This is a genomic window from Paenibacillus castaneae (assembly GCF_002884445.1).
Lineage (GTDB): Bacteria > Bacillota > Bacilli > Paenibacillales > Paenibacillaceae > Pristimantibacillus > Pristimantibacillus castaneae.
Genome location: NZ_KZ614144.1, coordinates 4,761,351 through 4,785,390, shown reverse-complemented (window position 1 = coordinate 4,785,390; position 24,040 = coordinate 4,761,351). Strand labels below are relative to the sequence as shown.

General features: G+C 46.8%; 22 protein-coding genes. 16 read left to right on the top strand and 6 right to left on the bottom strand.

The window, feature by feature from the left end:
* Nucleotides 1-9: 9 nt before the first annotated feature.
* Nucleotides 10-1,380 (bottom strand): YheC/YheD family endospore coat-associated protein, encoded by a 1,371-nt coding sequence (locus CEF13_RS21460; protein WP_102713828.1) that lies wholly within the window; start codon nt 1,378-1,380, stop codon nt 10-12.
* 228 nt (nt 1,381-1,608) lie between these two features.
* On the opposite strand from CEF13_RS21460, the gene CEF13_RS21455 reads away from it, so the two are divergent.
* Nucleotides 1,609-1,944 carry a YlbF/YmcA family competence regulator gene (locus tag CEF13_RS21455; protein ID WP_102713826.1) on the top strand — a complete coding sequence of 112 codons (336 nt, stop codon included), beginning with the start codon at nt 1,609-1,611 and terminating at the stop codon, nt 1,942-1,944.
* Between the two features lie 84 nt (nt 1,945-2,028).
* Complete coding sequence (locus CEF13_RS21450) at nt 2,029-2,313, top strand: hypothetical protein (protein ID WP_102713824.1); 285 nt, start codon at nt 2,029-2,031, stop codon at nt 2,311-2,313.
* 213 nt (nt 2,314-2,526) lie between these two features.
* Here the strand turns inward: CEF13_RS21450 and CEF13_RS21445 are convergent, their stop codons facing one another.
* Complete coding sequence (locus CEF13_RS21445) at nt 2,527-2,880, bottom strand: helix-turn-helix domain-containing protein (protein WP_102713822.1); 354 nt, start codon at nt 2,878-2,880, stop codon at nt 2,527-2,529.
* A 231-nt stretch (nt 2,881-3,111) separates the two neighbouring features.
* On the opposite strand from CEF13_RS21445, the gene CEF13_RS21440 reads away from it, so the two are divergent.
* Both CEF13_RS21440 and CEF13_RS21435 read left to right on the top strand, forming a co-directional pair.
* The gene (locus tag CEF13_RS21440) at nt 3,112-3,585 is read left to right on the top strand and encodes a hypothetical protein (protein ID WP_102713820.1); all 474 of its coding nucleotides are present in this window, start codon (nt 3,112-3,114) and stop codon (nt 3,583-3,585) included.
* 88 nt (nt 3,586-3,673) lie between these two features.
* A complete protein-coding gene (locus CEF13_RS21435) occupies nt 3,674-5,035 on the top strand; it encodes a DRTGG domain-containing protein (protein WP_102713818.1) in 1,362 nt (453 codons plus the stop codon).
* Nucleotides 5,036-5,053: 18 nt separating this feature from the next.
* On the opposite strand, the gene CEF13_RS21430 is transcribed toward CEF13_RS21435, so the two are convergent.
* From CEF13_RS21430 to CEF13_RS21420, 3 genes are all read right to left on the bottom strand, one after another.
* The gene (locus CEF13_RS21430) at nt 5,054-5,356 is read right to left on the bottom strand and encodes a YtpI family protein (protein ID WP_102713816.1); all 303 of its coding nucleotides are present in this window, start codon (nt 5,354-5,356) and stop codon (nt 5,054-5,056) included.
* 88 nt (nt 5,357-5,444) lie between these two features.
* On the bottom strand, nt 5,445-5,960 hold the full coding sequence (locus CEF13_RS21425) for a sporulation membrane protein YtrI (protein WP_102713814.1): 516 nt from the start codon (nt 5,958-5,960) through the stop codon (nt 5,445-5,447).
* Between the two features lie 3 nt (nt 5,961-5,963).
* Complete coding sequence (locus CEF13_RS21420; protein WP_102713812.1) at nt 5,964-6,290, bottom strand: YtrH family sporulation protein; 327 nt, start codon at nt 6,288-6,290, stop codon at nt 5,964-5,966.
* Between the two features lie 133 nt (nt 6,291-6,423).
* Between CEF13_RS21420 and CEF13_RS21415 the strand changes: the two genes are divergently transcribed.
* The 9 genes from CEF13_RS21415 (at nt 6,424) to ppk1 (ending at nt 18,167) form a co-directional block, all read left to right on the top strand.
* Entirely contained in the window at nt 6,424-10,047 is a 3,624-nt protein-coding gene (locus CEF13_RS21415) for a DNA polymerase III subunit alpha (RefSeq protein ID WP_102713810.1), read from the top strand.
* Nucleotides 10,048-10,223: 176 nt separating this feature from the next.
* Nucleotides 10,224-10,715, top strand: a complete 492-nt coding sequence (locus tag CEF13_RS21410) for a phosphatidylglycerophosphatase A family protein (protein WP_102713808.1) — start codon at nt 10,224-10,226, stop codon at nt 10,713-10,715.
* Between the two features lie 97 nt (nt 10,716-10,812).
* Nucleotides 10,813-11,001: a glutamate decarboxylase gene (locus CEF13_RS21405; RefSeq protein WP_102713806.1), complete on the top strand. Its 189-nt coding sequence runs from the start codon at nt 10,813-10,815 to the stop codon at nt 10,999-11,001.
* Nucleotides 11,002-11,044: 43 nt separating this feature from the next.
* On the top strand, nt 11,045-11,914 hold the full coding sequence (gene accD, locus CEF13_RS21400; protein ID WP_102713804.1) for an acetyl-CoA carboxylase, carboxyltransferase subunit beta: 870 nt from the start codon (nt 11,045-11,047) through the stop codon (nt 11,912-11,914).
* Nucleotides 11,904-12,977, top strand: coding sequence for an acetyl-CoA carboxylase carboxyltransferase subunit alpha (locus CEF13_RS21395; RefSeq protein WP_102713802.1), 1,074 nt, complete (start codon nt 11,904-11,906; stop codon nt 12,975-12,977). The genes accD and CEF13_RS21395 overlap by 11 nt, the downstream gene beginning before the upstream one ends.
* 94 nt (nt 12,978-13,071) lie before the next feature.
* Nucleotides 13,072-14,826, top strand: coding sequence for a pyruvate kinase (pyk, locus tag CEF13_RS21390; RefSeq protein ID WP_102713800.1), 1,755 nt, complete (start codon nt 13,072-13,074; stop codon nt 14,824-14,826).
* Nucleotides 14,827-14,944: 118 nt separating this feature from the next.
* On the top strand, nt 14,945-15,412 hold the full coding sequence (locus CEF13_RS21385) for an acyl-CoA thioesterase (RefSeq protein WP_279588845.1): 468 nt from the start codon (nt 14,945-14,947) through the stop codon (nt 15,410-15,412).
* Nucleotides 15,413-15,540: 128 nt separating this feature from the next.
* Nucleotides 15,541-15,933, top strand: a complete 393-nt coding sequence (locus tag CEF13_RS21380; RefSeq protein ID WP_102713798.1) for an FxsA family protein — start codon at nt 15,541-15,543, stop codon at nt 15,931-15,933.
* Between the two features lie 167 nt (nt 15,934-16,100).
* Nucleotides 16,101-18,167, top strand: coding sequence for a polyphosphate kinase 1 (gene ppk1, locus CEF13_RS21375; protein WP_102713796.1), 2,067 nt, complete (start codon nt 16,101-16,103; stop codon nt 18,165-18,167).
* Here ppk1 and ppx read toward each other — a convergent pair.
* Entirely contained in the window at nt 18,164-19,684 is a 1,521-nt protein-coding gene (gene ppx / locus CEF13_RS21370; RefSeq protein ID WP_102713794.1) for an exopolyphosphatase, read from the bottom strand. The genes ppk1 and ppx overlap by 4 nt on opposite strands.
* 311 nt (nt 19,685-19,995) lie before the next feature.
* Between ppx and citZ the strand changes: the two genes are divergently transcribed.
* The 3 genes from citZ to mdh all read left to right on the top strand — a co-directional run bounded on the left by citZ (nt 19,996) and on the right by mdh (nt 24,008).
* Nucleotides 19,996-21,108, top strand: coding sequence for a citrate synthase (citZ, locus tag CEF13_RS21365; RefSeq protein ID WP_102713792.1), 1,113 nt, complete (start codon nt 19,996-19,998; stop codon nt 21,106-21,108).
* A 121-nt stretch (nt 21,109-21,229) separates the two neighbouring features.
* Entirely contained in the window at nt 21,230-22,525 is a 1,296-nt protein-coding gene (icd, locus tag CEF13_RS21360) for an NADP-dependent isocitrate dehydrogenase (protein WP_102713790.1), read from the top strand.
* 538 nt (nt 22,526-23,063) lie between these two features.
* Nucleotides 23,064-24,008, top strand: coding sequence for a malate dehydrogenase (gene mdh, locus CEF13_RS21355; RefSeq protein ID WP_102713788.1), 945 nt, complete (start codon nt 23,064-23,066; stop codon nt 24,006-24,008).
* The last annotated feature ends 32 nt before the right edge of the window (nt 24,009-24,040 follow it).

Sequence of the window (24,040 nt, the reverse complement as noted above, 5' to 3'; positions counted from 1 at the left end):
GACCCTCCATTAAAAGCCCGATAGAAATCGGGAGTATTGGACCATCATGCGAACGGATGGACGGATTTTATTATCATTAAGCGGCGTGTTATCGTTTTTGGATGGCTTCGAATTAACCTCAAGCAGCCATACACGACCGTTCGTATCGAGAGCTAAGTCGATGCCAAGCTCTCCAAAGTGGGCGGGGATTTGCATGTCTACGCCGCGTGCGATATTGAGCGCAGCCTGCTGCAAGCGCTGTACCGTATCTTGTCTGCTGATGCTGGGCAGGAGATTCGATTTGGTTACAGCCTCTAAAGCGGTACTGAGCGTGCCGCCGCGCGCTAAATTTGAGACGAAATGATGATTGCCGGCTGTTCTTGCAACGATGGACGTAATCGCCCATTTGCCCGCTTTGTTTTTTTGCACAAGCGCTCGGAAATCGACCGGTCTTTTTTGAATTTCAATCAGCTGCAAGCCCTGCTGAATTTGATATCTGACGGTTTTCATTTTGGTGGAAATGGTTGAGAAGAGCTTCACTAAACTCGTGTATTGCTGTTTGCGTGTACCTGCTGCGGTTGCGTACAAGACTTGGTAGTTGTTGGGATCCAGTCGCACGATACGAATGATTCCTTTGCCTAAGCTGCCGCGCACCGGCTTTAGAAAAACATTGCTGTAACGCGAGCACATCGATTTCAGCAGCGTATAATTGCGGAGCAAATGGGACTCTGGCAAATAACGAACTAACGATTCGTCCTTTTTCAATGCATCGAAAACCTCGGTTTTATCCAAAAACTTTTCGTTGAAAACGGCCGTTTGATGCTTCTGTTTTACTTCTTTCATGAAATGTTGTACGCTGGGTTTGTTCTCCAATTTCCGCGAGGTGAGGCGGTTATTGACTACGTCAGGCACGGGCATTTCAGCCTTCCGCCAGCCGTCTGAATAGATCCAGCCGTCAACGGCATCGTAACTATTGCCGATTTGATTCGGCGTGAAGAAATAAACGTATGCGCCTTGCGCCGCACAGGCTTCGACTAGCTCCTTGCAAAACATAGTAATGGTGCCAAATGGCTTATCCGGCATATGAGGATAATCACGGCTGACGAGTACACCGATCAATGGTCCCAACACAAGTGTGGATGCGCCTGATTTGTACTGCAGCCGGATTGATGCTCCGCCTGTCAATCCCATTCTTCTGGCTAAGCTTTGACTCATCCGGATACCGTCGTATTTCGCGACAGGAATGATCTTAACATTTTGCGCAAATGCGCCGAATTTTAAGAGGATGTGCTGGCCTTGAGGGATCTTATACTGCTTTACTAGTGTTTCGCCAAGCATTAGCGTATCTTCTGGAAGCAAGCCGGAGCTGATCACCTGTACGGCTACTTTCGATTTGAGCATCATAAATCTCCTTCCAAGCAGGAGGATGACGATAAGAGGTAAGCGGCCATTAGGTGTATAACACGAATTACTTCATCATATGAGGACATCTATCCCTTTGTGAATCAGAAACGGCTGTGATGAAAGTAGTTTTCATAAGCTTTTCCATAGGGGACTTGGCTTTGCTTGCCTTAAAGCAGTATGATTGCTTATATTACATTTAGAAAATATACAACTGGAGTGAGATCAATGAATATATATGACAAAGCTTATGAACTAGCTAAAGCGCTCAAGGAGAGCGAGGAGGCTAAGCTGCTCAAGGAAGCGAAGCAGAAAGCGGAGGCAAATCCCGAAGCGAAGGAGATGCTGGATGATTTCCGTGAGCGCCAAAACTTTTTGCAGCAAAAAATGATGGCAGGAGAAGAGCCGTCCGCTGAGGATATGGAAAAGATGAACAAGCTCTATGAGGTCATTACGTTAAATCCGTTGATCGCTAAGCTCCTAGAGGCTGAACGCCGCTTTGCCGTCGTATTCGAGGATGTTAACCGCATCATATCCGATGTGCTGAAGGCGATTGTAGACTAAGGCTGTCATATTCCTTCGATACCCTTCATAGAATGGGAGTGCGGACAAGTTAGCCGCTAATGATTCTTTGAAGGAGTTGAGGGAATGTTGACGGGGAAGGGCCGTTCTATTCTATATTTGCTCATTGCGCTTGCCATGCTTATCTATGCACTGCCGCGTCTTGATCTTAATGCGCCTTGGGATTGGTCCAGTGTGTTTGGCATGCTCTGGCTGGGATTCGCGCTTGTCATCATAGCTGCGCATGTGAACGTGATCTTACTGACAGAAGAGAGACGCAAGGAGCTGGCTCGGATCAAGCGTGCCAAGGCCAATCTATGGGAACGCAGGTTGGTAGAGAGAGCTTCCGCCACCAAGAAGGTTCGTGGATAAAGGACAAGCGGTTAAACCATTTAACAGAGACGGTTGATCCGAAGGTCTATGGCCATTTGAGAAAGCTATAACGCAAAACAGGCTGTCCTTAAGTAGTTTATCTACTTTTGGGACAGCCTGTTCTTTTACTGCATTCATTGCCTGCTTATATCATTACATTCTATTTTTCTCATTTGGAAGTGGCCATCCCGATGTAAGCAGGAGGCATCGTTATTAATTCAATTCCTTAAATTGTACGAGCTGCTTCACGAATTTATATACGGCTTCCTGCTCCTTCAAGCTTAGGCCATTCAATTGATGAGCAATTTTATCGACGTATCCGCTATCGCCCTTATCCGCATCGGTATTCGTTATGGATATGACATTTACGATCTGCTCAATCGGCATCTGAAGCGCCGTTGCGATTTTACTGAGCACATCTATTGTCGGATTTTTTTCTCCCCGTTCAACCTGCCCCATATAGGAGGCGTTAATATCGGCGCGCAGAGCCAGCTGCTCTTGGCTTAGGCCTCTTTTTTTTCGCAATTGTCTAATGTTTTCTCCTATCAGCCCTGCAACCTCACTCATTTTGTCACCTCAGCCTAACGATAGTGCTTTCCTAGCCTATCAACAACATTCTATAGAGTATATTAATTTAAGTGACTATAGTCATTGACGAATTGCTGGTTTATTTACTATAATTGTGTAAAAAAGTATCATTCTATTATTATGATTGCCTCTATAGGATTAATTTACCAATTAAGTGAAAGGTGATAATATATACAATGGCGTAAATGTGGATGCGAGGAGGCTGAGAAAATGCTAGATGAATTTGAGTTTTTCAGAAAAGTTCGCTCTTATTATTGCAATGTTCCATTTCTTGTCGGATTTTCTTATCGCTTATCGCATCGTATTGACAAGGCAGTGGCCGCTCACGGCTCTTTCAGTTGTCGCGTTAATCCACATACACAAATTGTAGAATATGTAATTGAGCTCAAATCTGATCTTATTTCAAGACCACACAGTGAGCAAAGCTCATTTCTGTTTTCCACTGTATATGAAGAAATTCCCTTACAGCGCATTGAATATGAAAACTATCTGATTCAAGCCCTGCGTTACCCAGTTCCGATTCAGTATGACTGGCAGTCCTTCATTATGGAGGGAGCTGAGGATGCGATTAATGTGCATACCATTGGACAGCTATTCAAAAAGTGGAAAATAAACGGTGTGAACAGTCAAGCGGTAGATGCGAATTTAAAAGTCGAAAAGGTAACACTGCAGTGGCAGCTGTAACTTATTGTGAAACGGCTGACGAACATGACTTGTTGCTCGCTATCTCCTATAATAGAGAGATGATTGTTTGTTGGACGGAGGAATAGAAATGGCTCCAATTGGACCTGGCAATGAGACTAGTACGAAGCATGAACAGATTCTGAATTATATCCAAAGCCTTAAGATCGGCACGAAAATATCAGTGCGCGCGATAGCGAAGGTGCTCAGTGTCAGTGAGGGCACGGCCTATAAGGCATTCAAGGAAGCGGAACGCTCCGGGCTTGTCAGCACGAAAGAGCGTATTGGAACGGTGCGGATCGACCGGAAACGTCGGGAAGCGCTAGACCAGCTCACCTTTGGCGAGGTTGCCGACATTGTGGAAGGCAAGCTCTTCGGCGGTGCGAGCGGGCTTGATAAAACACTTCATAAATTTGTAATTGGTGCCATGGAGCTTGATGCGATGCTGCGTTATATTGATGAAAGCAGCTTGCTTATCGTAGGTAACCGTGTAGGCGCCCATATTTGTGCGCTTGAAGAAGGAGCGGGCGTTCTAATTACAGGCGGGTTCGAGCCGAGTCAGGAGGTTATCGAGCTGGCTAACGAAAGATCGCTTCCCATTATCTCCTCCAGACATGATACGTTTACGGTTGCTTCTATGATTAACCGCGCAATGTATGACCGGCTTATCAAACGGAAAATTATGCTCATAGAGGACATTGTAACCTTCAGCCGTCCGGCAGATGTACTTCATATGGGACAAACCGTAATGGACTTTCATAAGCTTTCGCGCGAAACCGGCTATTCGCGATTTCCGGTCGTTGATGAGCGAAGCAAGGTAGTAGGAATGATGACAGCGAAGGATGCGGTTGGCTCGCCAGATGAAGGTACGGTCGATAAGCTGATGACAAGGCATCCGATTACAGCCGCGCCCAACATTACTGTAACATCGGCAGCACATACCATGGCTGCGGAAGGCATTGACTTATTGCCAATCGTTGATCGGCATCGGAAGCTGCTCAGCGTTGTGACGAGACAGGAAGTTCTTGATGCGATGCGATTTGCAGGCAAACAGCCTGAATCGGGAGAAACGTTCGAGGATTTGATGTGGACCGGCTTTATGGCCGAAACGAATGCAGCCATAAATGGTCAAGATATGTTGGGAAAGGCTTATAAAGGAACGATAACACCGCAAATGTCCGGAGCGCTTGGAATGGCATCGGAAGGCATGCTTGCGACGCTGATGACGCAGGCAGCACGCAGGATGATCCGAGAGACGGCGAAGCGCGATTACTTGCTCGAAAGCATGACGACCTATTTCGTTAGGCCTGTCCAAATAGACAGCGAGATTACAATTATTCCTAGAGCGCTTGAGATGAGCCGTAAATTCACGAAGCTGGAAATCGAGGTTATCGATGCGAAAGGATTGGCCGCCAAGGCGATGATGACGGCCCAAATGATTGATCCCTATTAACAGCTGCTGAATGGCTCACTAGCTCTTTGCCCTGCTGTATGCGGCAAGATTGCGAAGTCCAGCGAATAGATTAAACACTCCAAGCACCATAAATACTGCGCCGATGACAATGCGCAAAGTCGACTCACCCGACAAAAAAAGCTGAACCAATGAAATAAAGAGCAGCATGACGCCCATGCTGATATTCATTCTAGCGGAGAAGATTCCTCTCGTTCTAGCATCAGCGCTGCGGCGCGACCTGAAGCTGAATATGACCGAGAGAATGAGTGTGATAATAATGCCCGGCGCAAACAGCCATTGCAAAAGTTGATCGGTGTTCATTGTAGAATAGCCCCTTTATGGTATGTAGTTGCTGCCACGAAATCAGGATTAGACAGGCTCTATTGTACCACGAAATGGAGCCGTGCGCTTAATGAGGGGGCTTCGTATACTCACGTACTTTAATCCAGACGTGCAGGACATTATCTGCTACAAGAACCGTCTTTACTTCAATGGTGTAGTCTTTGTGATTGACGTCCAGATAAACCTTTGTTTCAAGCAGCTTCCTAGCGAATTTGGCATTAGAATCAATCTCGTAAATGCTTTGACCAAGGAAGCTGTTCAAATCCTCTTTTATTCGCTTGATTAGCAATGCTTCCGTCACTTGATCAAGCTTCGGCCTGCCTGAATTTTGACCGGCCTCCTTTTCAATCCTCGGAAGCACGCTTTTGATAACGGTATGCTGCTTTTTGAATTGGTTTAAGTTTCTTATATCCTGCTCATACTGCTCCAGCTTAACCTCCAGCTCGCTCTTCAACGTAATCAAAGCCTCAAATTGTGCTAAGTAAATGGAATTATACAAAATAGCCCCGATAATCATGCCGAGCATCAATACCCCTGCTAGCTTCATTCCCATTACATATCGTTCAAATGGCGGTAGCCGCATCGCCTACGCTGCTCCTTTGCATATAAGGCGAATGAGCTCCGTTCCAACATGCGCTCCAAGAAAAGCGAAGACGATAAACAAAACCTGTTGGGCGGCGGGCGACAACTGCCCTGCTGTTAAGTTGCTTTCAATGACACGCACCGGATCTATGGAACCGCCGATAGCTGCTACTATAGCCCATATTTTAAGTCTAGCAGCCGTCTCCAGCATGGTGGTCGCAGGCGGCATCAGAATGAATACGGAACCTACTCCAGCGAGCAAGGAGCCGCCTATGACGACACCGAATGCTATGAAAAAATCAAGACCTGCTTTGGACAAAAAGTAGCTCATCGCATTTCCTCCTCTATAAAAAATTCTAACCTTCGAGAGCAACGAAGCTCTGCTACCATTCTATGGGCGTGTCCCTCTCTATTATGATAAAATAGAACTAACTAATTTGAACGAGGCGGAAGGGACGGATTACATGAGCGGCCAAAACAAACAAACATTCGTGCATTTGCACGTTCACAGTGAATACAGCCTGCTCGATGGCGCCGCTAGAATCCGCGACCTGGCGGCAAGAGCCGCCGAGCTTGGCATGAAGGCTCTCGCGCTGACTGACCATGGTGTCATGTATGGTGCAATTCCGTTTTACCGAGCCTGCCTAGCAAATGGCATTAAACCCATTATTGGATGCGAGCTTTACTTAACAGCCGGCTCTCGCTTCGAGAAAGGGACCCGTAAGGATAATCCAATTTATCATCTTATCGTGCTCGCCAAGAATGAAACGGGCTACCGCAACCTCATGAAGCTGAGCTCCATTGCTCATTTAGAAGGCTTTCATTACAAGCCTCGTGTTGATATGGAGGTGCTCCGCGAGTATTCAGAAGGCCTTATTTGTTTAAGCTCCTGTTTAATGGGAGAAGTCTCGCAGCATCTGCTGCATGATCGTAGAGAAGAAGCCCGGAGCGCTGCATTGCGTTATTTTGATATATTCGGAGACGATTTTTATTTAGAGCTGCAGGATCATGGAATGCTGGATCAGAAAAAGGTGGCAGCCGAAATGATCAGCCTCTCGCAAGAGACTGGCATTAAGCTAGTGGCTACTAATGATGTTCACTATTTGCGAGCAGAGGATGCAGAGGTTCAAGATGTGCTCCTGTGCATTGGAACGGGCAAGACCGTTGAGGATACGGATCGCATGCGGATGCTGACAGATCAGCTGTATATGAAGAGTGAAGACGAGATGGCTCTTCTTTATCGTCATGTTCCAGAAGCGATTAAGCATACAGTGGAAATTGCAGATAAATGTAATTTAGAGCTGACGCTTGGCCGAGCAGCGCTCCCGGTATTCAAGCCGGTACCTGCCGGAATGAGCTCGTCGGATTATTTAGCGACGCTCTGCCAAGAAGGATTGATTGCAAGATACGCGGGGCTGCCGGAATGGATAGCCGATTCCGAATACCGCGAGAAGGCGCAGCAGCGGCTTGCTTACGAGCTATCTGTTATTGATCGAATGGGCTTCAGCGATTATTTCTTAATCGTATGGGATTTTGTGCGCTTTGCTCATGACAGGGGCATTCGGACTGGACCAGGCAGGGGCTCTTCTGCAGGCAGCTTGGTAGCGTACTCCCTTAAGATAACGGATGTTGACCCGTTGAAATACAAGCTTTTGTTCGAACGGTTTCTGAATCCGGAGCGGATCTCAATGCCTGATATTGATATAGACTTCAACGATGAGCGCCGTGACGAGGTTATCGCTTATGTGGCTGCCAAATATGGCGATGAGCATGTTGCGCAAATTATTACATTTGGTACGATGGCGGCGAAGGCTGCGGTACGCGATGTTGGACGCGCGATGAACGTTCCTTTTCAAGAGGTGGATCGAGCGGCTAAGCTGATTCCGAACCAGCTGGGCATCACGTTAGGTGATGCGCTGCGCATGAGTGCGGAGCTGCGTGAAGCGTGTGAGCGCCAGCCGAAAACTGCCGCTATGCTGCAGATGGCGCTGAAGGTGGAGGGAATGCCTCGTCACGCATCTACACATGCGGCTGGCGTCGTAATTTCACAAGAACCGCTTACTCATTATGCGCCGCTTCAGGGTGGAAGCGAGCAAATACCGCTTACGCAATATTCGATGGAGCATTTGGAGGCTGTCGGCCTACTCAAAATGGATTTTCTAGGCTTGCGTACCTTATCGATCTTAGAGCGAACCTTGAAATGGGTTAAGGAGCTTTTTGGCAGAGACATCGATTTCCGGACGATTAGCGATAATGACCCAGACACGTATGCGATGCTCGGCCGCGGTGATACGACGGGAATATTCCAACTGGAATCTGCAGGCGTTCGTCGCGTGCTGAAGGAAATGAAGCCGTCTGAATTTGAAGATATCGTATCGGTGCTTGCCCTTTACCGTCCAGGGCCAATGGAATTCATACCGAAGTATATTCAAGGCAAGCATGGAATGGTAGCAGTCGAATATCCGCATCCGGCACTTGAGCCTATTCTATCTGACACTTATGGCATTATCGTATATCAGGAGCAAATAATGGGGATTGCTTCTCTTATGGCAGGCTTCTCACTCGGCGAAGCCGATTTGCTTCGGCGTGCTGTCTCTAAGAAAAAGCGGGAGGTACTTGATGAGGAGCGTGCCCACTTTGTGAAGGGGAGCTTAGGACAGGGATTTTCGGCAGCCGATGCCAATCTTGTGTACGATATGATTGTCAGATTTGCTGATTATGGCTTCCCGCGCGCGCATGCTGCTGCATATGGGGTGCTGGCGTTTCAGACTGCTTGGCTGAAGGCGCATTATCCTGTTCCATTCATGGCATCGATGCTTGCATCTCTTACAGGAAACCAAAGAAAAACGGCCGAATATGTGGATGAGTGCCGCCGCATGGGAATTGAAGTGCTGCCGCCTGATGTGAATGAGAGCAGCGTCTCCTTCGCCCCTACGGGCAAAGCGGTTCGTTTCGGTCTTGCAGCAATTAAAAACGTTGGGACGCAGGCTATTGACGCATTGAAGAAGGAACGCGGCGAACGACCGTTTGAAAGCTTGCTGGATGTGTGCCAACGTGTAGATTTACGTGTTGTGAACAAGCGTGTGCTGGAATCGCTTATACAAGCAGGCGCCTTCGATTCGCTTCCCGGCCATCGTGCCCAGCTGCTTGGAGCATTGGATGAAACGGTTGAAGCCGCGGCTAAGTGGCGCAAGGAACGCGAGGAGCTTCAAATTGAAATGTTCGGCTTTGAAGAGGTGCAGAACTGGGATGTCGAGCTTCCTGATATTCGGCCCTATACGATAGCTCAGCAGCTGGATTTCGAAAGAGATTTGCTTGGCTTGTATTTATCAGGTCACCCGCTGGATGATGCCGAGCAGGAGCTCTCCCATCTTGGCCTTGATCGGCTGATCGAGCTAAGCGACGCCAAGGACGGATCTATTGCTATTGTGGGCGTAATGATTGTATCGTTGAAGCCTTTTACGAGCAAGAAAGGTCTTGCTATGGGATTTCTTGAGCTGGAGGATCGCATTATGCGAGTGGAGGCCGTCGTGTTTCCGGCGATTTGGAAGCGGGTAGGCAGCAAGCTCGAAAAAGGCGGCTTAGTTGTTGTACAAGCTACTGTTCAGCAGCAGGATGACGATTTCAAGCTCATTGTGGAGGATGTTGTTCCGATCGACCATGCGCAGACGGATCTTGCTTCGCAAGTAAGCCGGTTGCAGAAGCAAGCGAAGGCACGCGCTGCGCGAACGGCTTCAGGCACCGCAGGGCCGTCCAGCACAAGAGGCGCACAGCCGAGTGCCCAAGGCCCTGTTAGTCCGAGAAACGAAAACTCAGCAAAGCATGAGAACAGACCGCAGAAGGAAACGGCGGAAACAAAACGTCAACGAGTTTATATCAAGATTGCGGCATCTAACGAACAGCAAAATATACTAGCAAAGTTGAAGGAGCTGCTCGCCGGACATCCCGGCCAGCTAGACACGGTACTCGTGTACGAGCAGAGAAGGCAGCCTGTCGCGTTAAGCGAGAACTACCGGGTAAGACCGTCACCGCGGCTCATTGCTTCCATTGAGCAATTGCTCGGAGCAGGCAGTATCATTGTCAAGTAACAAGCCTCTTTATTGCTGTCCCCCCAGAAATGACATAACAGTTGTATTTCGTATGCACGTCATCGCTTTCTAGTGCATATGTTTAGAGATACAAGCGGAGCTGACCAAGAGATGCGAGATCTATCCGCTCTGACTTTGAGACAGCCGTACAAGCCGTTAGGGGAAGGATGAGGCTTATGACAGGGATTGAAAGCATGCTCCTTAGAAGAGGAGTTTCAGTGGACCAAGTGTCTGAAATCGTTTTTTCGCTGCAGCGTCCTTATAATGCTGATTTGACGATGAAGGAATGCGAGGAAAGCGTAAGAGCGGTACTCGCCAAAAGAGAGGTCCAATATGTTATGTATACTGGCATTGCTCTTGATGAATTAGCAGAGAAGCGCTTGCTTCCTGAACCTCTGCAATCGATTATGGAAACAGATGAGTCGCTTTATGGCGTTGACGAGACGCTTGCGCTCGGCATTACAAATGTTTATGGCATGATTGGATTGACGAGTTTCGGATATTTGGATAAAGTTAAACCCGGTATTATTCGTCAATTGAATGTGAAAGGCGAGCACATTCATGTTTTTTTGGACGACATCGTTGCTGGTCTGGCTGCTGCTGCATCTGCCCGAATTGCACATCAGGACCCCAAAGCGATCCGATATCATTTGCCGGATTCCCCATGACTATGTTATCATTATGACATCATATGGCCTGTTACCGGGAAATAGCTATGCTTAGGAAGTGAACTTTGCGGTAGCAAAGTTTTCAGGAGGTACCATGATGTGGACGGTCATTTATATCGCACCAACAGCAAAAATCGCAGATAACATCAAGAAGCGGCTTACGGAGGAAGGGTTTTTGGTGAAGATCCGCTCCGTCAATCTGTCCAAACAGCAATACGAGATACTAGTTCCATCTGGCGAACTGGAGGAAGTTCAGGAAGTATTCAACTCCATTATGCGGCCATGAGGATGAACTGCTCTATACTATTGCGCCTTGAGAGGTGTCACACGTGCAAATAAAGGACTTATTTACAAAGAAGAAATATGCGACAATTCCTTCGGAGCCCCGCAAGAGGGAAGTTCCGGAAGGCTTAATGAATAAGTGCGCGAAATGCGGCACGATTCAGTATAGCAAAGAATTGGAAAAGAATTTAAAGGTATGTTCATCATGCGGCCATCATTATCGGCTAAGCGCTTGGGAACGTATTGCATTGACGCTCGATGACGGGCATTTATTAGAATACGATGCGGATATGGAATCCGTCGATCCACTTTCCTTCCCTGGTTATGCCAGCAAGCTTGAACAGCAAAAGAGCAAATCTTCGCTGCGAGAAGCGGTTGTAACAGGTGAGGGCATGATCGGCGGTTTACCGGTTGTCGTAGCGATAATGAGCTTTGATTTTTTCACTGGCAGTATGGGATCGGTTGTAGGTGAGAAGATTACTAGGGCAATCGAAGCGGCTCATGCCCAGCAGCTGCCGCTTCTTATTTTCTCTACTTCAGGCGGAGCACGAATGCAGGAGAGCATATTGAGCCTGATGCAAATGGCCAAAACGAGCGCAGCACTTTCTAAATTTCAGGGCGCTGGCGGTTTGTATATTTCGATCTTTACCGATCCAACTACAGGTGGAGTTTCAGCAAGCTTTGCGAGCTTAGGCGATTACAATTTGGCCGAGCCTGGCGCATTGATCGGCTTTGCGGGGCGTATTGTTATCGAACAAACGATCCGTCAGAAGCTGCCTGATGACTTCCAGACAGCTGAGTTTAATTTGCAGCATGGTCAATTGGATAAAGTCGTGCACCGCAAAGACATGAAGGCTACGTTAACGAAGCTGCTTGACATGCATTGCGTAAGGGAGGGAACATCCTATGGCGGGTGAGCTACCTTTTGAGAAACCGCTTAATGATTTGCGGCAGAAGATAACGGAGCTGAAGAGCTTAAGCATGGAGAAGGAAATCGACTTCTCCGAGGAAATTTTGCGCCTAGAGCAGAAATGCAAGCAGATGGAAGATGATCTTTACAACGAGCTGACTCCGGCCCAAAAGATGCATCTGGCGCGACATCATCAACGCCCGACCTCGCTTGACTACATTCAAACGGTGTTTACCGATTTCATGGAGCTGCATGGTGATCGTCTGTTTGCAGACGATCTTGCTATCGTTGGCGGACTGGCAAAGCTTAACGGCGTTCCAGTTACTGTAATCGGCCATCAGCGCGGCAAGGATACTCGCGAGAATATCGCTCGCTTCTTCGGCAGTCCTCATCCTGAGGGCTTCCGCAAGGCGCTTCGATTCATGGAGCAAGCCAACAAATTCAAGCGTCCCATTATTACATTTATCGATACGAAGGGCGCATATCCGGGCAAAACCGCCGAGGAACGCGGACAATCGGAAGCGATTGCGCGCAACCTGCGGGAAATGGCCGGCTTCGGCGTGCCTATCATTTGTATCGTAATTGGTGAAGGCGGAAGCGGTGGCGCATTAGCTTTAGGTGTCGGCAACCGTGTATTAATGCTGGAGAATGCGATTTATTCGGCTATTTCACCAAACGGCGCTGCATCCATTCTTTGGAAGGATGCTTCCAAAGCAGATCAAGCGGCTGAAGCGATGAAAATAACAGCTACCGACTTACTTGAATTTGGCATTATTGAAGACATCGTTCCAGAACCACAGGGCGGCGCCCATAAAGATTTCGTGTTTCAAGCTGAGCAAATTAAGGATAAGCTGTGGCATCACTTGCAGGAGCTTATGCAGATGAGCGCAGAACAGCTAATCGAGGATCGTTACAATAAATTCCGTAAAGTAGGTCATTTCCGCATTGCGGAGAAGGTCGGAGCAGAGACACCAAATGGATCTGTACAAGAGTCTAATCCGATTGAAGCGGTTAACAAGACGCTGAATATGCTGGAAAATGCATCTGAGCCAGCTTCCACCATTCAGTAAATTTTGTGTAAATCTGATGTTTTTACTGTACAAGCAGTGGGGCATCATGTCAGTATAGAATAGAATCTCAGGTATTAATCGGAGGAAAACTAACATGCGTAAAACAAAAATCGTTTGTACTATCGGACCATCCAGCGAATCGCTGGAAAACACAAAGAAACTCATTCAAGCCGGAATGAACGTTGCCCGTCTTAACTTCTCGCACGGTGATTTCGAGGAGCACGGCAACCGAATCAAAAACATTCGCATAGCTAACGCTGAGCTTGGCACTTCTGTTGCGGTATTGCTTGATACAAAAGGCCCGGAAATCCGCCTAGGCAAGCTGAAGGAAGAGCCTATTGAGCTGAATCAAGGCGATACTATCGCGCTAACAACGGAAGACATTTTGGGAGATCGTAATCGTGTACCAATCACATACAACAATCTTCCAAACGATGTATCTATTGGATCGACCATTCTTATTGATGACGGCTTGATCGGATTGACAGTTGAAGAAGTGAAAGGCACAGAAATCATTTGCCGTATCGTCAACAGCGGTCCAATCAAAAGCAAAAAAGGCGTAAACGTTCCCGGCGTGAAAATTTCATTGCCTGGTATTACAGAGAAGGATGCTAATGATATCGTGTTCGGTATCGAGATGGGCGTTGATTTCATTGCTGCTTCTTTCGTTCGTAAAGCAAGTGATGTGCTAGAAATTCGTGAGCTTCTTGAGCGTCACAATGCTGGCCATATCCAAATTATTTCCAAAATCGAAAACCAAGAGGGCGTTGACAATCTAGATGAAATTCTAGAAGTGTCAGACGGTCTAATGGTTGCGCGTGGCGACCTTGGTGTTGAAATTCCAGCTGAGGAAGTTCCGCTCGTTCAAAAAAACATGATCAAAAAAGGCAATCTTGTGGGTAAGCCGGTTATCACGGCTACACAAATGCTTGATTCCATGCAGCGCAACCCGCGTCCAACTCGCGCAGAAGCGAGCGACGTTGCAAATGCGATTTTTGATGGCACAGATGCAATCATGCTATCTGGCGAGACTGCTGCCGGCAGATACCCGGTAGAATCCGTGCAAACAATGGCACGTATTGCAGAGCGTGCTGAGAACGCTTTGGAATACCGTGACCTGTTCACAAAACAAGCTAATGCGATGCAAGTCACTGTTACAGAAGCAATCAGCCAAGCTGTTGCTAACTCTGCGCTTGATCTGCGTGCGAAAGCAATCATCACATCGACCCAAAGTGGCTTTACAGCTCGTATGGTGTCGAAGTACAAGCCTAAGGCTCCAATCATTGCTGTAACGACAGATGAGAAGGTTTTGCGCCGTTTATCTCTCATCTGGGGCGTATTTGCAGTACTTGGTCCGGATGCGGATACTACTGATGAAATGTTTGAAAATGCAGTAAAAGGCGGCATGAGCACAGGTTTCTTAACACTGGGCGATACAGTTGTTATTACGGCAGGCGTTCCTGTTGGACGTGCTGGCACAACGAACCTAATCAAAATTCACCATATCGGTGAGCTTTTGGCACAAGGACAAGGGATCGGCAGCCAAACCGCTACAGGCAAAATTGTAGTAGCACGCACAGCTCAGGAAGCCATTGAGAAAACAACTGAGGGCTCTATTCTTGTAACGGTTTCGACAGACAAAGAATATATGCCGGCATTCGAGAAAGCAGCAGCAGTTATTACAGAGCAAGGCGGCATTACAAGCCATGCAGCAGTAGTAGGTCTGAATCTTGGAATCCCTGTTGTACTAGGCGTATCCAATGCGATTGACAATCTTAAGGATGGCATGGAAGTGACTGTCTACGGCGAAACAGGCGTAATCTACCACGGCCAATCAAAAGTACTATAATAAATATAATTATATAGCTCGGAAACAAAAAGCGATGGTGAACTCACCGTCGCTTTTTGTTAACCTAGTGATGCATGAGGATCGTTTAATACACGTATTGTTTTAGGGAGGGACTCAATTGTTTTCATCTTCCAGCTGGTTTTTGCATCCTATTCGTGTGAGATATCAGGAAACGGATCAAATGAAAGTTGTGTTTCACGGAAATTATGTAACTTGGTTTGAGATTGGACGTACGGAATGGATAAGGAATGCTGGCTATAATTATAAGCTGATTGAAGAGCAAGGCTTGCTGCTTCCAGTCATTGATTTGCAATGCCGTTATTTGCTCCCCGCCCGTTATGATGATACCTTGGTCGTCTGTACGCGAGTAGTGGAATGCTCGCCTGTCCGTGTTGCCTTTGATTCACAAATTCGAAGAGTGTCAATTGAAGATTTCCATGCCGCGGAGCTGAAGGACAGTGAACTTCTGCCAGGTGAACTGCTTGTTGAAGGCGGGACGAAGCATGTGTGGGTAAATACAGAGTGGAAGCCTGCCCGAATAAACAAAGTAATGCCAGAATTATTTGAGCTGCTGCGCACAAAATAAGCTTACGTACAAAGTTTTGCATTCGCAAAACTAGGCTTATGCTTACGAAGTAAGTTTTGCATTCGCAAAACTAAGCTTATGCTTACGAAGTAAGTTTTGCATTCGCAAAACTTTTGAGGAGGTCAAACATGAACAAATGGCTGTTTATTGTTATTATTGCGGTTCCAGTAGTGGAGCTGCTTGGCATTATACAGATGGGGCATTGGCTCGGAGGTTGGACGACCTTTTTATTGCTCGTTCTTATGGCGGTAGCCGGTGCTTATTTGGCCCGGGCTGAAGGACGTAAGGTATGGGTGGAGGCTCAGCGGCAGATGCAGGCAGGGCAAATTCCCGGCTTGAAGCTGCTGGACGGCATTTGTGTTCTCGCTGGAGGGTTTTTGCTGATGTTTCCAGGATTTCTGTCCGATATCGTCGGAATAACACTGTTAATCCCTGTTACTAGACCGTTCTACCGTGTATTGATGCTGCAGTGGATTGAGAAAAGGATGAGAAACGGCAGCTTTAGAATCGGCAGATTTTAATTTTTACGCTCCCTTTACAAGAGGTTAACATGGAAGTAATAGTTTTCATTCATAATATTATAATAGGGGGATAGTGTTTTATCTCTTCTTACATAAATACAAGCAGCTTCAAAGCTCACAAAGCCAGCAGCCAATTTGCTTTTCATTATTTTCAGGAGGCGTGAGAAATGACCAAGCAATTGTCCAACTACGTTAACCGCGATTTGAGTTGGATTGAATTTAATCTAAGAGTACTTCAGGAGGCACAGGATACGAACAATCCTCTCCTGGAGCGAGCTAAATTTTTGGCCATTGTAACAAGCAATCTGGATGAGTTTATGAGCGTGCGGGTTGCAGGCATACAGATGCAGATGCGAGCCGGGCTTACTAAAACTGATTTTACGGGATATACGCCTGCTGGTCTATGGAAAAGGCTTATTAAACGAACGACACAAATGGTTAATGATCAGTACCGTACATACAGAGAAGTACTGCGTGGTTTAAGCCGCGAAGGTATATTTATACGGTCATTTGATGAGCTGAATGTTACTCAAACGAAAGCGATCTCAGAATATTTCCATGAAATTGTATTTCCAGTGCTTACCCCGATGGCTGTTGACCAAAGCAGGCCGTTTCCGCTTGTGCATACCAAGGAGCTGTATTTGGCTGTGCTGCTGAAGCAGGAAGATGATGCAGAGGACGAAGAGCCGCTGTTTGCCATCGTTCAGGTGCCATCCATATTGCCAAGAATTGTGCCTGTACCGGGAAGAAGCAATAGCAAAAAAACGGAATTCGTACTGCTTGAGGAGCTTATTGAGCAATTTATTGATACTTTATTTAATGGATATATACCTATCTCTGTTAATCCGTTCCGATTGACACGTGATGCCGACATAACCCTGAACGAAGAGGATGCAGAGGATCTACTCGAAGAAATCGAGAAGGAGCTTCGCCGCCGCCGTTGGGGTATACCTGTTAGACTTGAGATTGCTAAAGATATGCACCCTTACGCGTTGGAAATGCTTAGAGAAGAGCTTGAAATCGAAGATAATTTATTTGAAATAGATGGCCCGCTTGATCTAAGCTTTCTTCTCAAGTTTGTAAGCACATTATCGGGCTATGAGAACCTGCGCTATGAGAAGCTGGAGCCTGTATACCCTCGCGAATTTGATGAAACAGCAGATATGTTCGAAGTGATTCGTCAGCGTGATGTGCTTATGTATCACCCATATGAATCTTTTGAAGCAGTCAATGATTTTGTCATTCAGGCAGCATATGATCCTGACGTATTAGCAATAAAAATGACTTTGTACCGCGTTAGCGGTCAGTCTGCGCTCGTTCAAGCGCTGGCGAAAGCTGGCGAGTCGGGCAAGCAGGTTACTGTCGTTGTGGAGCTGAAGGCGCGGTTTGATGAGGAACGGAATATTGCATGGGCGCGTCAACTGGAGAAGGCCGGCTGTCATGTTGTCTATGGATTAGTAGGCTTGAAGACGCATGCCAAGATTTTGCTTGTTGTGAGGCGTGAGCAAGGGACGCTGCGCCGTTATGTTCATGTCGGTACCGGCAATTATAATGACAGCACGGCTACTTTATATACAGATATTGGCTTATTCACCTCACATCCTGTCATTGGCGGAGATGCTTCAGCCTTATTCAATGAAGTGACCGGATATTCCTCGCCATATGAATGGAAAGCGTTCGGAGTTGCGCCATCCGATCTAAAAGAGAAGTTGTATCGCCTTATCGACCGAGAGAAATTAAATGCATTAGCGGGAAAACCCGCTCAAATTATCGCCAAAATGAATTCGATTTCCAATCAAGAAATGATCGATAAGCTATATGAGGCTTCACAAGCAGGCGTGAAGATTGTGCTTATTGTTCGCGGAGTATGCTGCTTAAGGCCGGGTGTACCAGGCCGCAGCGAAAATATAGAGGTCATTAGCATCGTGGATCGATTTTTGGAGCACGCAAGGATTATGTATTTCCTTAATGGCGGGGAAGAGGAAGTATACTTGTCCAGTGCAGACTGGATGACCCGGAATTTAACGAGACGCATCGAGCTTATGTGTCCAGTGTTTGATCCGAGCCTTCGACAAATTTTAATCAAAATGCTTCAGCTCAATATTGACGATAATGTAAAGGCCCGCAAATTGCAGCCGAACGGCACATATGAGCATGTATCCAATGAAAACATGCAGCCGTTCCGCAGTCAATTCGAAGCCAAGGTTATTTCCTCATGGAAGGATTATGCTTAACCGAAATGAAGAATGGGGATTACCCCCCAAAGCTTTTTGAATTCAGAACTAAGCTCCTCTACCTCGCGGCGCTCCACAGCTAGCGAATCTCTTGGCTGAATAGGGCGAAGCAGAAGCTGGGTTCCGACTAGTTGAACATTTAGCTGGCCGATGGCTTGCGTTTCCGTACGATCCAGTGCCGCCGAAAGTTGAAGCAGCGTTCCCAGCTTGTAGATGACATCCATATCAGATTCTTTAAGCAATTCCTTGTATTCTGCTATATGCTGACGTGCGCGACCTTTGCCTTTGTAAGAAGCAATCGCTGCGGTCATTATCATTTCTCGATGAGTCAATCCGTTTAATTGCGAGTTAATGATCAAATAGTAAGAATGTCTCGCGTACTCATAATAATCAATGGAAGCGCCGATACGGAAAAGCCTAGAAGCTGTATCCATTAATATCCTCGCTTGGGACGGCAATGAATGAATATCATTCATTACATCATAAAGCTCAAGCGCCAGCCGATTTACTTGCATGACATGCTGCTTTGGCGCTTGAGGATGCAGGGCGCTTAGGTTGTTTAAGCTGTATTCCAGCACATCATTAAGCTTGGGATGAGTCGGAAATCTAGTTGCATGAAACAAACCGTCGCGCAAGCCAGCTCCGCATATGCGATAATGTGTAGCTTTTGCAGCTCGAAACAAGAGGCGGAGAATAGCTGCGCCTGGTACGATTACATCTGCTCGATCTTTGGACAAGCCTGGGAGCTTGCGTCTTTTCTCTAAAGGCAGCTTGCGCATTTGATCGAACAGCTCATCGGTCTGCTGGTTTGATATGGAATAATTATGGGTTAGTGGGAAAGGGTATTTATAAGCAGCTTGATGTATTTTGCCAACCGCTCGAACAGTGCCTCCGACGCCGACAAGCGGCAGGCCAGGCGATTGTGTAATCCAAGGCTCATGACGGATTGCTTCTGTTACATACGCTTCGAGCTCTTTTAGATTCTCATCACTAAGCATGCCTTTTGTGCAAAAGCGCTTGTTTAAGCTTACGCAGCCGAACGGAAATGAAACGGAACGCACAAGTGCTCGATTGCGGAAAAGGGACACCTCTGTACTGCCTCCGCCAATATCGACGAGAAAGCCATCTCGGATATTTAAGGAATTAATCATGCCAAGAAAGCCATACGAGGCCTCTTCTTCGCCGGACAGCAATTCAATGCTCAGTCCAGTGTCTCTTTGTATGCGCTCCAAAATTTCTGAACGATTTGTGGCATTGCGAATAGCTGCTGTCGCGACGGCACGTATATGGTCTGTATGATTATGGTTGCAAATTAACGTGAAATGGGTGAGTGTATCAATAAGCTCATCAAGCGCGGCTCCTGCAAGCCGGCCGTCTTCATCAATTTGTTCGCTCAATCTGGCAGCCCGTTTGCTGCTGTCAGCAACACGATGCGCGCCGTTTGTCGTCCGCTCATATACGACGAGTCGGATGGAGTTGGACCCGATGTCTATTATACCGATTCGTTGTTCTGTCATTGTAGTGCCTCCGATACGGCTATTGTGTCTTTGTGATTTCTCTCTTGGACATTTTACCACTATATTCACTTCTGTAAAAATAGTTTTAAATAGGGTCTAAAAAAGGGAAGATTAGGGGAAAATGCAGCAGGAGTATGTAAACGTTCTGGAATAAAAATTTAGCGAAAAAAATATTGATGAAGCTGATAAAGCATTTTTATGTCTTTATTTGTTCACTTCACTGCCAAAATCATTTATTATTAATAAGTGATGGTAAATTATTCGAAAATCCTATCCATGTTGACTATACCCAAGCTAAAGGAGAGAGAACGATGACAGCAACTAAAGGACTGGAAGGGATCGTCGCCGCGGCGTCTTCCATCAGCTCAATAATTGACGGAGTATTGACATATCGTGGAATTGATATTGATGATCTCGCCGAAAATGCAACTTTTGAAGAGGTCGCTTACCTGCTTTGGTACGGCAAACTACCTAATCGTTCCGAACTTGACGGACTGCAAAAGCAGCTAGATCAATATGCTGCAGTTCCAGAAGGCGTACTCGATCAAATTAAATTGTATCCAAAAGATACAAATTCGATGGCAGCGCTTCGTACTGCAGTATCAAGCCTAGCCCTTTATGATCCCGCTGCAAATGATATGTCGCCTGAGGCGAATCAATTGAAAGCAATTAAATTGCAGGCACAGCTACCGACAATTATTGCTGCTTTCGCACGTATTCGTCAAGGTAAAGAGCCAGTTGCTCCAAAGCAAGGCGTATCTATTGCTTATAATTTTTTGTACATGCTTACGGGCAACGAGCCTGCTGAAGTAGCTGTGAAGGCACTTGATCAAGCTCTGGTGCTTCATGCTGACCATGAATTGAATGCTTCGACATTTGCAGCTCGCGTTACGGTAGCTACATTGTCGGATATTTATTCAGGCGTAACTTCTGCAATCGGCGCTTTAAAAGGTCCTTTGCACGGCGGAGCGAATGAAGCTGTTATGGTTATGCTGGAGGAAATCGGTTCAACAGCTAACGTTGAGAGCTATATCAACAACGCGCTTGCGAACAAAGAAAAAATTATGGGCTTCGGACACCGCGTTTACAAAAACGGCGATCCACGCGCAAAGCATTTGCAAAAAATGTCGCATGAGCTGGGCAAGCTGACTGGCAACATGGAGCTTTATGAAATGTCGATCAAGATTGAAGAGATGGTTACGGGCCAAAAGGGCCTGAAGCCGAATGTTGACTTCTACTCTGCTTCTGTATACACGACGCTGGAAATTCCACGCGATCTGTTTACGCCAATTTTTGCGATTAGCCGTTTATCCGGCTGGAGCGCACACATTCTTGAGCAATACCAAAACAACCGCTTGATCCGTCCACGTGCGGATTATGTTGGTCCAGTTAATGTGAAATATGTTCCTATTGATAAGCGTTAATTTTATGAACTAGATACAACGGATGAGTGGGAAGGAACTCGTTGTTCGTTCTCCTTTTCCATGAAGCAATATTAATTCATACTTGCTAATGCAGGTACAAATCTAAGGAGGATTTACATCCATGGCTCAATTCGAAAAATTTGCACTACCAACTGAAGGCGACAAAATCACGATTGATAACGGCGTACTTAATGTACCAAACAACCCAATTATTCCTTTCATCGAAGGCGACGGCACTGGCCGCGACATCTGGAAAGCTTCGAAACGTGCGCTTGATGCAGCAGTAGAAAAAGCTTACAACGGCGAGAAAAAAATCGCTTGGTACGAAGTATTTGCTGGTGAGAAAGCATTCAACCAATATGGCGAGTGGCTTCCAGCTGATACGCTTACTGCAATCCGTGAGTATATCGTTGCTATTAAAGGACCTTTGACAACTCCAATCGGCGGCGGTATCCGTTCCCTGAACGTAGCACTTCGCCAAGAGCTTGATCTTTATACTTGCCTACGTCCTGTACGTTACTTCACTGGCGTTCCTTCTCCAGTTAAACGTCCTGAGCTGGTTGACATGGTTATTTTCCGTGAAAACACAGAAGACATCTATGCAGGTATCGAGTATCAAGAAGGTTCTGCAGAAGTGAAGAAAGTAATCGAGTTCTTGCAAAACGAAATGGGCGCTAACAAAATTCGCTTCCCAGAAACTTCCGGTATCGGTATTAAACCAGTATCCAAAGAAGGTTCGAAACGTCTTGTTCGCGCAGCAATTGAATATGCGATCAAGCATGGTAAAAAATCGGTTACGCTTGTTCACAAAGGCAATATCATGAAATACACAGAAGGCGCGTTCAAAAACTGGGGTTATGAAGTTGCTGAACAAGAATTCGCTAACGAAACATTTACATGGGGCGAATATGACCGCATTAAAGAAGCACAAGGTGCTGACGCAGCAAACCAAGCTCAAAAAGACGCTGAAGCAGCTGGCAAATTGATCGTTAAAGATGCAATTGCCGATATCGCTTTGCAACAAGTACTTACACGTCCTACAGACTTTGACGTTATCGCAACATTGAACCTGAACGGCGACTACTTGTCCGATGCTCTTGCAGCACAAGTAGGCGGTATCGGTATCGCACCAGGCGCTAACATCAACTACTTAACTGGCCATGCCATCTTCGAAGCTACACACGGCACAGCTCCTAAATACGCTGACCTTGACGTAGTTAACCCAGGTTCCGTAATCCTATCCGGCGTAATGCTTCTTGAGCACCTAGGCTGGCAGGAAGCGGCTGACCTTATCTACAAAGGTATGGAAGCATCAATCAACAACAAAACCGTTACTTATGACTTCGCTCGCTTGATGGAAGGCGCAACAGAAGTGAAATGTTCCGCATTCGCAGACGAAATCATCAAAAATATGTAGTTCAAACACCAACAAGCAAATAAATCTTCACACTTAGGGGCATTATATCCCCCAAAAGGAATGGGCCCCGCAAGGGGCCCATTCCCATCACAAGAAGTGGAATGCAGGTCCCGTAGGGGCCCATTCCATTGCACTAAAAGAGTGGAATGTTGACCCATAAGGGGGCCATTCCATTGCACTAAAAGAGTGGAATGTCGGCCCCGTAAGGGGGCTATTCCATTGTACTAAGATTGGAATGTCGGCCCCGTAAGGGGCCCATTCCATCGCTCCACCCTACCTCGAACTCAAGCGTGTCCCCCAGGGACAAAGCGATCCTAACTCCAAAGTTACACATGCGCGTCTGTGCAGCTCCAACGTTCTTCTGGCGGGTGTCCAGAGGGCGCAGCGCCTCGGGGTCCTCCCTTGGAAGGGAGGATTTAGGTGGGTTCGAAAAATCCCTTAGGGGGTTAAAAGGGGTTAAATAACCGGGGTTAAACGGGGTTAAAGCTTCAAAGGGGTCTCCCCTTTAAATAAGCAATGTCACGGGAGGATGTACAAGATGGCGATTAAAAGAAATAAGATTACAGTAGTAGGAGCTGGCTTCACAGGAGCGACTACCGCACTTATGCTTGCTCAGAAAGAATTGGGCGATATCGTACTCGTTGACATCGCACCGCTTGAAAACCCGACTAAAGGCAAAGCGCTGGATATGCTGGAAGCGACTCCGGTTCTTGGCGTTGATGCCAACATTATTGGTACTTCAAACTATGAAGACACTAGAGATTCGGACGTTGTTATTATTACGGCAGGTATTGCGCGCAAACCGGGCATGAGCCGTGATGATCTAGTTAACACAAACGCAGGAATCGTGAAATCCGTTTGTGAGAACGTGAAAGCAACTAGCCCGAATTCCATTGTAATCATTCTAAGCAACCCGGTTGATGCGATGACTTATGCGGCATACCAAACACTTGGTTTCCCGAAAAACCGCGTAATCGGCCAATCCGGTGTTCTAGATACCGCTCGTTATTGCACATTTATCGCGCAAGAGCTTAACGTATCGGTTGAAGATGTTCGCGGCTTTGTGCTTGGCGGTCACGGCGACGATATGGTTCCACTCGTTCGTTACTCCAACGTTGGCGGTATTCCAATTGATAAGCTGATCCCTGCTGAACGCATTGAAGCAATCGTACAAAGAGCACGTGTTGGCGGCGGCGAGATCGTTAACCTGCTTGGTAACGGCAGCGCGTACTACGCTCCTGCAGCATCACTTGTTCAAATGACAGAGGCAATCCTGAAGGATAAAAAACGTATCATTCCGGTTATCGCATTGCTAGAGGGCGAATTCGGCTATGATAATTTATTCATGGGCGTACCGACAATTATTGGCGGCAACGGCATCGAGAAAGTAATTGAGCTTGATCTGACTGCTGATGAGAAAGCGGCGCTTGATAAATCAGCGCAATCCGTTCGCAACGTGATTCAAATTGTAACAGCGGGCTAAGCTGTTTTATGTAATGTATAAGCACTTCAAAT